Origin of the sequence: Actinomadura vinacea, assembly GCF_039532545.1 — a bacterium.
Taxonomy (GTDB): Bacteria; Actinomycetota; Actinomycetes; order Streptosporangiales; family Streptosporangiaceae; genus Spirillospora; species Spirillospora vinacea.
This window is the reverse complement of sequence record NZ_BAAARW010000006.1, coordinates 171042-183813: the sequence shown is the minus strand read 5'-3', so window position 1 is coordinate 183813 and position 12772 is coordinate 171042. Positions and strand designations below refer to the sequence as shown.

Annotated in this window: 12 protein-coding genes; 4 read left to right on the top strand and 8 right to left on the bottom strand. The window is 69.6% G+C overall.

From position 1 onward, the window contains the following. Nucleotides 1–2: 2 nt before the first annotated feature. Nucleotides 3–920, bottom strand: a complete 918-nt coding sequence (locus ABD340_RS09415) for an NAD-dependent epimerase/dehydratase family protein (protein WP_344588270.1) — start codon at nucleotides 918–920, stop codon at nucleotides 3–5. Between the two features lie 59 nt (nucleotides 921–979). On the opposite strand from ABD340_RS09415, the gene ABD340_RS09410 reads away from it, so the two are divergent. Both ABD340_RS09410 and ABD340_RS09405 read left to right on the top strand, forming a co-directional pair. Continuing rightward, nucleotides 980–1879, top strand: coding sequence for an acyl-CoA thioesterase (locus ABD340_RS09410; RefSeq protein ID WP_344588269.1), 900 nt, complete (start codon nucleotides 980–982; stop codon nucleotides 1877–1879). Nucleotides 1880–1899: 20 nt separating this feature from the next. Continuing rightward, nucleotides 1900–2475, top strand: coding sequence for a VOC family protein (locus ABD340_RS09405; protein ID WP_344588268.1), 576 nt, complete (start codon nucleotides 1900–1902; stop codon nucleotides 2473–2475). Between the two features lie 48 nt (nucleotides 2476–2523). On the opposite strand, the gene ABD340_RS09400 is transcribed toward ABD340_RS09405, so the two are convergent. The 5 genes from ABD340_RS09400 to ABD340_RS09380 form a co-directional block, all read right to left on the bottom strand. Next, a complete protein-coding gene (locus tag ABD340_RS09400) occupies nucleotides 2524–3192 on the bottom strand; it encodes a GntR family transcriptional regulator (protein WP_344588267.1) in 669 nt (222 codons plus the stop codon). 184 nt (nucleotides 3193–3376) lie between these two features. After that, nucleotides 3377–5305 carry a sulfate adenylyltransferase subunit CysN gene (gene cysN / locus ABD340_RS09395; RefSeq protein WP_344588266.1) on the bottom strand — a complete coding sequence of 643 codons (1929 nt, stop codon included), beginning with the start codon at nucleotides 5303–5305 and terminating at the stop codon, nucleotides 3377–3379. Continuing rightward, the gene (cysD, locus tag ABD340_RS09390; protein WP_425547327.1) at nucleotides 5305–6264 is read right to left on the bottom strand and encodes a sulfate adenylyltransferase subunit CysD; all 960 of its coding nucleotides are present in this window, start codon (nucleotides 6262–6264) and stop codon (nucleotides 5305–5307) included. The genes cysN and cysD overlap by 1 nt, the downstream gene beginning before the upstream one ends. A 166-nt stretch (nucleotides 6265–6430) precedes the next feature. Then, entirely contained in the window at nucleotides 6431–6628 is a 198-nt protein-coding gene (locus ABD340_RS09385) for a hypothetical protein (protein ID WP_344588265.1), read from the bottom strand. Then, nucleotides 6628–7413: an AfsR/SARP family transcriptional regulator gene (locus ABD340_RS09380; protein ID WP_344588264.1), complete on the bottom strand. Its 786-nt coding sequence runs from the start codon at nucleotides 7411–7413 to the stop codon at nucleotides 6628–6630. Before ABD340_RS09380 ends, ABD340_RS09385 begins: the two co-directional genes overlap by 1 nt. A 195-nt stretch (nucleotides 7414–7608) precedes the next feature. Here ABD340_RS09380 and ABD340_RS09375 point away from each other — a divergent pair, with 195 nt between their 5' ends. After that, entirely contained in the window at nucleotides 7609–8826 is a 1218-nt protein-coding gene (locus tag ABD340_RS09375; protein WP_344588263.1) for an RNA-guided endonuclease InsQ/TnpB family protein, read from the top strand. 285 nt (nucleotides 8827–9111) lie between these two features. Here the strand turns inward: ABD340_RS09375 and ABD340_RS09370 are convergent, their stop codons facing one another. Together ABD340_RS09370 and ABD340_RS09365 are read right to left on the bottom strand one after the other, a co-directional pair. Then, on the bottom strand, nucleotides 9112–10353 hold the full coding sequence (locus ABD340_RS09370) for an ArgE/DapE family deacylase (RefSeq protein WP_344588261.1): 1242 nt from the start codon (nucleotides 10351–10353) through the stop codon (nucleotides 9112–9114). Continuing rightward, on the bottom strand, nucleotides 10350–11297 hold the full coding sequence (locus ABD340_RS09365; protein ID WP_344588260.1) for a methionyl-tRNA formyltransferase: 948 nt from the start codon (nucleotides 11295–11297) through the stop codon (nucleotides 10350–10352). The genes ABD340_RS09370 and ABD340_RS09365 overlap by 4 nt, the downstream gene beginning before the upstream one ends. Nucleotides 11298–11469: 172 nt before the next feature. On the opposite strand from ABD340_RS09365, the gene ABD340_RS09360 reads away from it, so the two are divergent. Continuing rightward, nucleotides 11470–12771 carry a lysine N(6)-hydroxylase/L-ornithine N(5)-oxygenase family protein gene (locus ABD340_RS09360; protein ID WP_344588258.1) on the top strand — a complete coding sequence of 434 codons (1302 nt, stop codon included), beginning with the start codon at nucleotides 11470–11472 and terminating at the stop codon, nucleotides 12769–12771. The last annotated feature ends 1 nt before the right edge of the window (nucleotide 12772 follow it).

Sequence of the window (12772 nt, the reverse complement as noted above, 5' to 3'; positions counted from 1 at the left end):
GCTCAGGCCGCCTTGACGCGGTCGGGATAGAACTGGGCGGCCATTCGGCGGAACCCGTCTTGCCAGTGCACGCGGCAGGGACCGGTGATCGAGGACCGCTTGGTGTGGTCGCCGACCGATCCGATGGACGCGCCGGGAACCGGCTCGACCACCACGTCGGCGTCGACGCCGAGCAGTTCACCGAAGTAGGCCGACCATTGCTGCACGCTCACGGCTTCGTCGCCGGCCCAGTTCACGATCGCGGCCGGCACGCCGGCCGCGTCGAGCAGCGGCTCCAGATGGGCGGCGATGTCGTCATCGTGGATCGGCGTGTAGGGCAGCGGGTCCCAGCGGGCGGGCACCTGCTGACCCGCTGCGATGGCATGCAGGTAGGAGGCGGGGAGGCCACCGCGGTCGCCGTAGGCGCTGCCCATGCGGGCGATGGTGACGGGAAGGTCGAAGGCTCGGGCGCAGTAGCGCGCCACGGCCTCCTCGGCGATCTTGCCGATCGAGTACGGCTTCGGGTGCGGCAGCCCGGCGTCGCCCAGCGGGTCGTCTTCCCGGAAGGGGTGCCAGGGATCGGGGTGCGGCTTGTACACGGTGACCGTCGACATCACCAGGGCGGCCTTCGCGTCGCGGCAGTGCGCGAGCAGGAGCCCTGTCCCTTCCGCGTTCACCCGCAGGGCCCGCTCGTAATCGTCGCCGAAGTCGGCGGCGATGTGCAGGAGGTAGGTGAAGTCGGTCGGCAGGTCGCCGAAGTCGCCGTCGCCGATGTCGACCGCGCGGGTGGTCACCCCCAGCGCCTCGACCTCCGCCCGGGTCGCCGCGTCGCCGAAGCGGGCGATCCCCCAGACCTCGTTGTCGGCGGCGAGGGATCGGGCGAGGCCGAACGCGATACGCCCGGCGGGCCCGGTCACCAGGATCTTCTCACCGCTCAGCATGGCACCACCCTGAATCCGTAAGCTTTGATCTTTGATCTAACTTGGGTCAGAATAGCAGGGTGCTCGAACATGACAACCGTCCAGAACGGACGATGCTCGCCTCGCTCGACGGCCTCCTCGCGGCGCTGCGGCTGCAACCGGACGGCGACGACAGGTTCCGGGTGCCGTCCGAACCCGGACGCCACCCGGACCGCGTCTTCGGCGGTCAACTCCTCGCGCAGGCGCTGCTCGCGGCGAGCGCGACGGTGACCGGGAAGGACCCGCACGCCCTGCACGCCGCCTTCGTCGAGGCCGGCGCGCCCGACCGGCCGGCCACCTTGGCGGTCGACCGCGTGCGCGACGGCCGCTCGGTGGCGACGCGGCGGGTCACGGTGCTCCAGGAGGACCGGCCACGGCTGGTAGCGATCGTCTTGTTCCACGCCAACGCCACCGAGCCGGACGTTTGCGGGCCGGCTCCGGAAACTCCGCGACCAGAGGAACTGCCCCTGATCCAGCACTGGGCACATGAACTGCCCGCCGAGCAGCAGGAGCTCGGTCGCAGCTGGATCGACCGGCCGCCTCCCCTCGAGATGCGCATCGGTGAGGCGCCGACCTTCCTCGGCGGGCCCTCGGCGAGCGGGACGCGGTCGCATTGGATGCGGCTCCCCCGCGACGTCGGCGAGGACCGGGCGCTACACGCCGCACTCCTCGCTTACGCCAGTGACTTCCTTCTGATGGACATGGCCTTCCGCGCCCATCCGGACGGGTCCGGTCCGGGGAAGTTCACCGGCTTCAGCCTCGATCACGCCATCTGGCTTCACCGGCCGGTTCGCTTCGACCGCTGGCACCTCCACACTCAGGAAGCGCTCGCCATCGTCGGCGACCGCGGGCTCACCCGCGGCGCCGTCCACGACACCGACGGACGTCTCGTCGCGAGCGTGGCGCAGGAGGTACTCGTCCGCCCCCTCACGACCCGATGAACAGGACAGGGCACGACGCGATGGACAGCGCAAGGCATCCACTGTTCGACCAGACCTGGCCGGAGGGCGACTACCGGTTCTTCCAGCTCGGGTTCCTCGTCAATGACCTGCTCGGCGCCGCGTCCACATGGGCTCGGGTCTTCGGCGTCGGCCCCTTCCACGTCCTACCGGTCGTCGACCAGCACACGACGTACCGCGGGGAGCGGTCCACCGCGACCCTCCAGATCGCGGTGGCGCAGGCGGGCCCGGTGCAGATCGAACTCGTCCAGCAGCACTGCGACCGTCCCAGCATCTACCGGGAATGGCGCCGCGGCCGGGTGTCCGGGCTCCACCAGCTGTGCACCGTGACCCACGACTACGACGGCAAGAAGGCGCACTACGAGCGGCTCGGCTATGAACTCGCCGCGGAGAGCGACAACGGAAGCTTCCGCGTCGCGTACTTCGACACCGCCGCCGACTTCGGCTTCTTCACCGAAGTGGTCGAGCGAACGCCGACGTTTCTCGCCCGGCTGCACAACATCTCGCAGACCTGCGCCGCGTGGGACGGCACCGACCCCGTCCGCCTGCTCACACGTGACGGCTACCGGGTTCCTTAGGAACGTCCGGCGAGGCGCTCCCGGGCGCGGCGGGCAAGGGCGCCGCGATCAAGCGCCGCTGAGGACGCCTCGCCGTTCGAGTTCGCGCACGACCCGCTCGCCGGCGTCTCGGAAGTCCTCCAACCGGTGCCGGGCCGCCTGCTCGCCGTCGCCTTCGGCGATGGCGCGGACCACGAGGTCATGCGCCCTGACGGTGTCGGCGTGGTTCCGGCCGGCGCCGACGCGGAAGGCCTGGGGCAGGAATCCCTGGTAGGACCGCAGTTCGGCGCGCAGTCGGCGCGATCCGCCGGCGCGGTGCTCCAGGGTGATGATCTGCTGCACCAGCTCGAAGACGCGCTCCCCGTCCTCCGGGTCCGCCGACCGCAGTTCGTCGACGAGGCGCTGGAGGGCGGCGATGGTCTCGGAGTCGCGCTTGTCGGTGAGCCGGCGCAGCGCGATGCCGCTCAACACCCCCATGATCTCGAAGTCGTCCATGATCGACTCCGCGTCGAAGGGCTCGACGTAGACACCGCGGTGGTACTTCGTCGACACGATCCCGTCCCGCTCGAGCATGACGATCGCTTCGCGGACGGGGAGGCGGCTGACGCCGAGCGCCTCGCAGACCTCGTCCAGGTCGATCCGGTCGCCCGACTTGAGCCTCCCCTCGAAGAGCTCTTCGAGCACGTAATCGACGACGACAGCACGTGTCTTCGTTCGAACGAGACGGCGCTGTTGCACGTTCGCAGCTGCCTTCTACTCACACACCCCGTGGGTGCTGGACGGTCACACGGACAGGCGCGGACGAGCCAGCCGATCTTGGCCCGTCCTGTCATCGTACCGGGACGGGCGTACCGCTGGCCTGCGTCTTCCCCGCCCGGGCCGGGTCCGGACGGCCCGTCGCGGGTCGCGGCTGATCACCGCATCAGGAATCCGCGGTCGGCGGGGCGAGCACGCCGGCCCGGCGCAGGTACTCGACGACGAGGTCGGCGTTGTCCGCGGCCGGTACCGCCCCGCCGGCGTCGAGACGCACCTCCGGTGCCTCGGGGGCCTCATACGGCGAGTCGATGCCGGTGAAGTGCACGAGCTCGCCACGACGTGCCTTGGCGTACAGGCCCTTGCGGTCACGCCCCTCGGCGACCTCGAGCGGCGCGTCGACGTGCACCTCGATGAACTCGCCGTCCCCGAGCAGGTCGCGGGCGAGGCGACGCTCCGCGCGGAACGGGGAGATGAACGAGGCGAGCACGATCACCCCCGCCTCGACGAAGAGCCTGGACACCTCGGCGACGCGGCGGACGTTCTCGACCCGATCGGCTTCGGTGAAGCCGAGATCCTTGTTGAGGCCGTGGCGGACGTTGTCGCCGTCGAGCAGGCAGGTGTGGAACCCCTGCTCGTGGAGCTTGCGCTCGACCAGGTTCGCGATGGTGGACTTGCCGGCGCCGGACAGGCCGGTGAACCAGACGACGGCCGGACGCTGGCCCTTGATCCGGGCGCGGGCCTGCTTGTCGACGTCGATGGCCTGCCAGTGGACGTTGTGCGCGCGGCGGAGCGCGAAGTCGATGAGGCCCGCGCCGACCGTGTCATTGGTGAACCGGTCGATAAGCACGAAACCGCCCATCTCGCAGTTGTCGGCATAGGGGTCGAAGGCGATCGGCCGGTCGAGGTTGATCGTCGCGACGCCGATCTCGTTCAGTTCGAGCGTCTTCGCGGCGGTGTGCTCGAGGGTGTTGACATTGACCCGGTACTTCGGCCGCGCCGTGCTCGCGCCGGTGGTTCCGGCTCCGATCTTGAGCAGGTACGGGCGACCGGGCAGCATCGGCTGTTCGCTCATCCAGACCAGGTGGCACTCGAACTGGTCCGCGACGCCGGGCGGGTCGCCGGCCGCGGCGATGACGTCGCCGCGGCTGATGTCGATCTCGTCGGTGAGGGTGAGGGTCACGGACTGCCCCGGGACGGCCTCGTCGAGGTCACCGTCGCGGGTCACGATGCGCGCGACCGTCGACTCGCGGCCCGACGGCAGAACGCGGATCCGGTCGCCGGCGCGGACGGTGCCGCCCAGGACCCGGCCGGAGAAGCCACGGAAATCCAGGTCCGGCCGGTTGACCCATTGCACGGGCATCCGGAACGGACGGGTCGGCTCGAGATCTTCGTCTATGACGACGGTCTCGAGATGCCGGACGAGCGTGGGGCCGTCGTACCAGGGCATGTTGGGGCCGGGCTCGGTGACGTTGTCACCGCGCAGGGCCGACATCGGGATGCAGGTGACGTCGGTCAGCCCGATGCTCGCGGCGAAGCCGCGGTAGTCGGCCTCGATGGCGTCGAAGACCTGCTGGGAGTACTCCTTGAGGTCCAGCTTGTTGACCGCGAGCACGACCTGGCGGATGCCGAGCAGCGAGACGAGGTAGCTGTGGCGGCGGGTCTGGGTCAGCACGCCCTTGCGCGCGTCGACGAGGATCACCGCGAGGTCGGCGGTGGAGGCGCCCGTGACCATGTTGCGCGTGTACTGCTCGTGGCCGGGCGTGTCGGCGACGATGAACTTGCGCTTCTCGGTGGAGAAGAACCGGTAGGCGACGTCGATGGTGATGCCCTGCTCGCGCTCGGCGGCGAGGCCGTCGACGAGCAGCGCGAAGTCGAGCTCGCCGCCTTGGGTCCCGACCTTCCTGGAGTCGGCCTCCAGGGCCGTGAGGTGGTCCTCGAACACCAGCTTGGAGTCGTAGAGGAGCCGGCCGATCAACGTGCTCTTGCCGTCGTCGACGCTGCCGCAGGTGATGAACCGCAGCATGGACTTCTGCTCGTGCAGCGCCAGGTAGGACTCGATGTCGCTCGCGATGAGGTCGGTGGTGCTGTGCGCCATCAGAAGTAGCCTTCCTGCTTCTTCTTCTCCATCGACCCGGACGAGTCGTGGTCGATGGCGCGGCCCTGGCGTTCCGACGTCGTGGTCAGCAGCATCTCCTGGATGATCTCGGGCAGCGTCGACGCGGTGCTCTCGACGGCGCCGCTGAGCGGATAGCAGCCGAGCGTGCGGAAGCGGACGCTGCGCATCCGCGGTTCCTCACCCGGGTGCAGGCGCATGCGGTCGTCGTCGGCCATCACCAGCACCCCGTCGCGCTCGACGATCGGACGGGGCGCGGCGTGGTAGAGCGGAACGATCGGGATGTCTTCTTTGTAGATGTACTGCCAGACGTCGAGTTCGGTCCAGTCCGACAGCGGGAAGACGCGCACGCTCTCCCCCGGATGCTTGCGCGCGTTGTAGAGCCGCCACAGCTCCGGCCGCTGGGCCTTGGGGTCCCAGCGGTGCTGGGCCGAGCGGAAGGAGAACACCCGCTCCTTCGCGCGCGACTTCTCCTCGTCGCGCCGCGCCCCGCCGAAGGCGAGGTCGAAGCGGTGCAGGTCCAGCGCCTGCTTGAGCCCCTCCGTCTTCCACATGTCGGTGTGCAGCGCGGAGCCGTGGTCGAAGGGGTTGATGCCCTGTTCCAGGCACTCCGGGTTCTTGTGCACCAACAGATCGAGGCCGAGCTCGGCCACCAGGGCGTCGCGGAATTCGTACATCGCCTTGAACTTCCACGTCGTGTCGACGTGGAGCAAGGGGAACGGGGGCCTTGACGGGTGGAACGCCTTCAGGGCCAGGTGCAGCATCACCGAACTGTCCTTGCCGACCGAGTAGAGCATCACCGGACGCTCGGATTCGGCCACGGCCTCGCGGAAGATCTGGATGCTCTCCGCTTCCAGCCGCTGCAGATGAGTCAGGCGCATCGTGTCCGTCCGCGGGTAGGCATGCCGCGCTCCCTTCTCCGTGGCGCCACCGGCGATCACGGGGCCCTCGTATCGTCCCCAGGAAAGTATCAGATCAAAGATCAAAGATCTAGCAGATCCCGCCAAGGCAGGACCGTGCTTTTCACGGAGGTTCAGGCCGACGGCCGGCTGATCACCCGCCTGCCGCCCACAGGAGCTTGCCGACCGCCTGCCGGGGACCTGAAGCTCATCGGCGCAGCCTTTCCTGGAGTTCTTCCAGCGTCGCCTTCGCGGTGTTGAGGTTCTCGGTGATGGCGCCGGTGGCGTTGCACAGCTCCCTGCCGAACGAGTCGCGCTCGCTGACGAGGGACTTGCCATCGCCGAGCGCCGCCGTGAGCCGCTCCTGGCCCTCGGTCTCGGCTTCGCGCATGGACGACTTCACCATCAGGGGACCTTCGCCACGCTCTCCAGACGCGCCGATCGGCCCGCCAGGAGATCGGCGTGAACCCGCTGCAGGGTCGGATCGGGGTCCACTCCGAGTTCGGTGGCGATCCTGGCGCGGGCCCGGTCGTACTGCGCCAGCGCGTCGGCACGGCGTCCCGACCGGTCGAGGGCGATGATCAGCCGGATCCACAGCGACTCGCGCAATGGATGTCGCGTGACCAGTTCACTCAGTTCGACTACCAGTCCTCGGTGCCGGCCTGCGGCGAGGTCCAGGTCGAGCCGCCGTTCCAGCGCGGTGAGGTACCCCTCCAGCAGCCAGGGCGTTTCCGACTCCGCCAGTTGTGAGGACGGCACTCCATCGAACGGCCTTCCCCTCCACAGGGCCAGCGCCTCGAGAAGGCGGTCGGTTCGCTCCGCGGTGTCCGACGCCTCGGAGGATTTCTTCAATAATCCGACGAACCGGAGTGCGTCGACCTGCTCCGAGCCGGCCCGCAGGACATAGCCCGCGGGGGTCGAGCCGATCGACTCCGCGCCGAGCAGGCTTCGCAGCCGTCCGATATAGGTCTGTATGCTGCGCCGAACATTGTTGGGTTGATGGCCGTCCGTCCACACCGACGATGCCAGGCGGTCGACCGCCACCGTCCTGCCCGATGACAGCGCCAGTACCGCCAGCAGAATGCGCAGCCTGCCCGCCGTCAACTGGACGGGGACCTGGTTCACGGACACTTGGAACGGGCCCAATAAACCGACGGAGATCACTGTCTGCGGCAGACCCCTGCCGGGCATGACCGCTCCGCTGCGTTTCATCAAAGAACCTCCGAGGAAACCCCGGCCTTGATTGAGGCCGGGGAGGAATCGGCCCCCTGCGGAGCAGGGCAGGAAAAGGACATTCCCCCCGGGGCGAATGTCAGTTGACCAGGCCAGGCGCCATCCTGCAGGTTTTCGTCTCTGTGTTCGAGCGTGCACGCTACGCTCACCCCTGTGCCGCGTTACCGCCTGGACCCCACCTCCGAGCAGGAGCAGGTCCTGCTCGGGCATTGCGCGCACGCCCGGTACGTGTGGAACCTGGCCGTGGAGCAACACGGTTTCTGGTCCCGGCACCTGCGCGGGAGGGCGCCGGGCTACACCGAGCAGTCCCGGCAGCTCACCGCGGCCCGTGCCGAGTTCGCGTGGTTGCGGGCCGGGTCCCAGACCGTGCAGCAGCAGGCGCTGCGTGACTTCGCGCAGGCGATGGGCAATTTCTTTGCCGGGACGCACAAGCGGCCCACGTGGCGCAAGCAGGGTGTGCATGAGGGGTTCCGGCAGGTCGGCGTCAAACCCCACCAGGTCGAGCGGTTGTCGCGTAAGTGGGGTGCGGTGCTGGTGCCCAAGTGCGGATGGGTGCGGTTCCGCTTGTCGCGGCCGGTGCCGGAGGGCGTGAAGTCCTACCGGGTGACCCGTGATCGGGTAGGGCGCTGGCATGTGGCGTTCGCGTACCTCCCGTCCCCGGTTCCCGGTCCTGGTGACGGAAGCGTGGTCGGGGTGGACCGGGGCGTTGCCGTCAGCGCCGCCCTCTCGACCGGGGAGTTGCTGAAGGTCCCCGGCCTCACACCCGGAGAAACACGACGCCTGGAACTGCTGGCCCGCAAGTCGGGGCGTGCCCGGCGCGGCTCCGCCCGCCGCGCGCGGCTCAAGGCCGCGCTCGCCCGGCTCAAGGCCCGCGAGCGCGACCGCCGCAAGAACTGGGTGGAGCAGACCTCCACCAGGCTGGCCCGCGAGTTCGAGGTGATCGGTGTCGAGGACCTGCGCATCGGGGGCATGACCCGCTCCGCCAAAGGCACCCTCCAGCACCCGGGACGCAACGTCGCTCAGAAGGCGGGGCTGAACCGGGGCATCCTGGCAAGCGGATGGGGCCTGCTGGTCGAGCGGCTGGAGCACAAGGCGCCCGGCCGCGTCCACAGGATCGATCCCGCGTACACCTCGCAGCGCTGCTCGGCGTGCGGGACCACCGACCCGCAGGCGCGTGAGAGCCAAGCGCGTTTCCGGTGCCGGTCCTGCGGCTTCGCCGGCAACGCCGATGTGAACGCGGCACGCAACATCGCCCACGAGACCGGACTCGGACTCGTGTGCACGGCGGCCGGACCGGCCGTCGCTGCGCGGGGACGCTCCGGGTTGCCGGGGCGGACGAACCGCGAACCTCAACCCCTTCTCCTCTCCTGAGGCCACGGGTTGGAATCCCCCTCGTTCACGAGGGGGAGGAGGTCAACACATCAGCCCCTGTCCGTGCGCCGTGTCCATGACGTTCGCGAACCGGCGCTTCACCGACTGACCAGCAAGATCCTTATGACATCAAAAGGGTGTCTCAGCTGTTCAGACAACCGGCCGAACGAATTTGAACGGGATTGGACGGGCGCCGGCGCGGAGAACCGGACCGCCTCCGAGGGGTTTCGCGGAAGCATCTCGCATAGGACTCATCGCAGAAGTGCCGCACGGCCTCACATTGGGTCAGGCTGTTCGGCAGTGGGCCTGGGCGAGGGCGGCCAGGGTTTGGGCGGCGGTGGCGACCTCGGTGAGGGACACGCATTCGTCAGGGGCGTGCATGCGGCTGATGTCGCCGGGGCCGTATTGGACGGTCGGGATGCCGCCGATTCCGGTGAGGAGACGTAGGTCGCTGCCGTAAGGGGCGCCCCAGACAGCGGGGGCTTCGCCGGTGACGCCGGTGTGCGCCCTGGTGAGCCGGTCCAGCAGGTCGTTGTCGTGTTCGGGGAGACGGCCGGCGGCGAAGCGGCCGCCCCACCACTCGACCTGGACGGGGTGGCGGGACAGCCAGTCGTCGGAGGCGCATACGTTCGCCACTGTTCGTTCCAGGGCGCGTCGCGCGGCTTCCTCGGGCTCGCCCAGGGCTACGCCGATGCGCCCCTCGGCGACCAGGTCGCCGGGGACCGTGGACGACCAGTCGCCGGCGTGGACGGTCCCGATCTCGATGGCGTAGGGCAGGTCCCAGCGTTTCATGAGGGGATCGACATCGGTGTTGCGCCGGCGTTCCAGGTGGCGCAGGGCGGTGAAGACGGGCAGGAACTTCTCCACCGCGCTCACTCCGCCCTCGCGGCGGGCGGCATGGGCGGCGCGGCCGCGGATGCGGAGCCGGAAGGTCAGCGCTCCGGCGTTGGCGGGCACGACGTCCAGCCCGGTCGGTTCGGGGATGACGCAGGCGTCGGCCCGCCAGCCCCGTTTCAGCAGGGCGTAGGAGCCCAGACCGCCGTCCTCCTCGCCGGGCACGCAGGCGATCAGCAGGTCGCCGCGCAGCGGCACGGCGCGCAGTGCGAGCAGTGCGAACAAGGCGGCGACCAGCCCGCCTTTCATGTCGCAGGCGCCGCGCCCGTACAGCAGGTCGCCGTCGAGGCGCCCGCTGTACGGGTCGTCGGTCCAGGCGTCCGGGTCGCCGGGCGGCACGACGTCGACATGGCAGTTCAGCATGAGGGAGGGGCCGCCGCCGGTGCCGGGGAGGCGGCCGACCAGGCCGCGGGCCCGGGTTCGCGGGACTTCCATGCCGGGGAAGCCGGCCTCGGCGGTCAGCTCCTCCACGGGGATCGGCCAGTCGTCGACCTCCAGGCCCTCGGCCCGCATCCAGGCGGCGAGGCGTTCCTGGATCTCGGTCTCCGCGGGTGAGCCGCCGGCGCTGGGAATGCGCACCAGCTCGGCGAGCAGGCCGGCCATGGCGGCGGTCTCGGCCCCGGGGACGGTCATGCGCTGCCGGTGAGGTAGCCGCCCATCGTGCGGAAGAGTTCGGTGGCCGGCAGGTCGGCGCCGTCCTCGGTGCGGACCCGCTCGATGACGAGGCCGCGGCCGCGGCCGCGGCGGGCGTCCGCTCCCGCGACGATGACCACGCCGTCGCCTTCGCGGATGAAGACGCGTCCCGGCGTGCCGCCGTAGATCCCCTGGGAGACCGACGCCTTCAGCACGCGGACGCGCTCGCCCTTGTAGTAGGTGAAGGCGTTGGGGTACGGGTCGGACTGTGCGCGGACCAGGCGTTCGATGTCCTCGGCCGGCCAGTTCCAGTCGATGCGGCCGTCGTCGATGGAGCGCTTGTGGAAGAAGCTGGCCTTGGAGCGGTCCTGAGGCGTGAACTCGGTGCGGCCGGAGGCGATGAGCTCCAGCGCGTCGGCGACGATCGGGCCGATGAGGTCGACGGTGCGGTGGAACAGGTCGGTGGCGGTGTCGGACGGGCCGACCGGGACGGCGCGCTGCACCACGATGTCGCCGGCGTCCAGCTCCTCGTTCATCATGTGCGCGGTGACGCCGACCTCTTTCTCGCCGTTGATGAGCGCCCAGATGATCGGCGAGAAGCCCGCGTAGGCGGGCAGCAGCGAGTCGTGGATGTTGAGGGTGCCGCGGCGCGGGAGGCTGAAGATCTGCGGCGGGATCCAGGTCCGCCAGTTGTTGGCGACCAGGAGGTCGGGGTCGGCCTCCTTGAGGCGGCCGATCAGCTCCTCGTCGTCGGGCCGGTTGCGCAGCAGCACCGGAACGCCGTGCTCGGCGGCCAGGTCCGCGACCGAGTCGTCCCAGATCTTCTCGTAGGCGTGATCGCTCTTGGGGTGCGTCACGACCAGGACGATTTCGTGCCCGGAGTCCAGCAGGGCCTGGAGCGTGCGGTGCCCCCAGGTCTGGTAGCCGAACATCACGACCCGCATATGGCCTCCTTGTGCGGACGATCAAGGGGAGTTAGGCTCGCCTACATTAGGTGAGCCTAACCTAAACGATAATGCCGGATCATGGGAAGCCCACGGGCGTCGCGGTGTGCCGAGCCGCACCGCGGCGCCGGTCTGCCATGCCCCGGCGCCGCGTCTCCGGAAAGGCCCTTGCATGCGTGTCCACGATCTCGTCGGCATCGGTTTCGGTCCCTCCAACCTCGCCCTGGCGATCGCGCTGCGTGAGCGGCACGCGCGGACCGGCGAAGCGGTCGACGCGGTGTTCCTGGAGAAGCAACCGGCGTTCGGCTGGCATCGCGGGATGCTCATCGAAGGCACCACCATGCAGGTGTCGTTCCTCAAGGACCTGGTCACGACGCGGAACCCGGCGAGCGGGTTCGGGTTCCTGAGCTATCTGCACGACCGCGGCCGGCTCACCGACTTCATCAACCACAAGACGATGTTCCCCTCGCGTGCGGAGTTCCACGACTACCTGGAGTGGGCCGCGGCCGCGTTCAACGACGAGGTCGAGTACGGCTCGGAGGTCGTCGGCGTCACCCCGGTCGTCGTCGACGGTGTCGTCGAGTACGTCGACGTGGTGGTGCGGCAGGGCGGCCGCTCCGACGAGCTCACAACGCGGCGCGCCCGCAATCTGGTGATCGCCGCCGGGCTGGAGCCGGTGCTGCCCGACGGGATCGTCGCCGGCGAACGGATCTGGCACAGCGAGGAACTGCTGGACCGCGCTCCGGGCCTGCGCGACCCGCGGCGGCTGCTGGTGGTGGGGGCCGGGCAGAGCGCCGCCGAGGTCACCGACTACCTGCACCGCACCTTCACCGAGGCCGAGGTCTGCGCGGTCTTCGCCAAGTACGGTTACACGCCGGCCGACGACAGCTCGTTCGCCAACCGCATCTTCGACCCCGAGGCGGTCGACCACTTCTTCACGGCCCCCGACGAGGTGAAGCGGGCGCTGATGGGCTACCACGGCTCCACCAATTACTCGGTGGTCGACATCGAGGTCATCGACGAGCTCTACCGGCGGCACTACCAGGAGAAGGTCGCGGGCAAGGAGCGGCTGCGCATCCTCAACGCCTCGCGGGTCGCCGACGTCGCGGCCGGCGACGCCGGGGTGCGGGCCACCGTGGAGTTCCTGCCGACCGGCGAACGCGCGACGCTGGACGCCGACGCCCTCGTCTACGCGACGGGGTACCGGCCGTGCGATCCGCTGTCCCTGCTGGGCGAGGCCGGGGAGTACTGCCTGCGCCGTCCCGACGGCGGGCTGCGGGTGGAACGCGACTACCGCCTGGCCGCGGAGGCCGCCATGCACTGCGGTCTCTACGTGCAGGGCGCCACCGAGCACACCCACGGCATCGGCTCCACGCTGCTGTCCAACACCGCCGTCCGCGCGGGTGAGATCGCCGACTCGGTGGGCGAGCGCCTGCGGGCACGGGAGCGGGACTCCTACGCCACCAGGCGCTGAC

Bases quoted from the DNA above. Each gene is read 5' to 3' on its own strand.
- cysN (WP_344588266.1), bottom strand. From the start codon at position 5,305: ATGGCGCACAGCACCACCGACCTCATCGCGAGCGACATCGAGTCCTAC.
- ABD340_RS09370 (WP_344588261.1), bottom strand. From the start codon at position 10,353: ATGACCGTCCCCGGGGCCGAGACCGCCGCCATGGCCGGCCTGCTCGCC.
- ABD340_RS09405 (WP_344588268.1), top strand. From the start codon at position 1,900: ATGGACAGCGCAAGGCATCCACTGTTCGACCAGACCTGGCCGGAGGGC.
- ABD340_RS09360 (WP_344588258.1), top strand. From the start codon at position 11,470: ATGCGTGTCCACGATCTCGTCGGCATCGGTTTCGGTCCCTCCAACCTC.
- ABD340_RS09415 (WP_344588270.1), bottom strand. From the start codon at position 920: ATGCTGAGCGGTGAGAAGATCCTGGTGACCGGGCCCGCCGGGCGTATC.
- ABD340_RS09365 (WP_344588260.1), bottom strand. From the start codon at position 11,297: ATGCGGGTCGTGATGTTCGGCTACCAGACCTGGGGGCACCGCACGCTC.
- ABD340_RS09380 (WP_344588264.1), bottom strand. From the start codon at position 7,413: ATGCCCGGCAGGGGTCTGCCGCAGACAGTGATCTCCGTCGGTTTATTG.
- ABD340_RS09385 (WP_344588265.1), bottom strand. From the start codon at position 6,628: ATGGTGAAGTCGTCCATGCGCGAAGCCGAGACCGAGGGCCAGGAGCGG.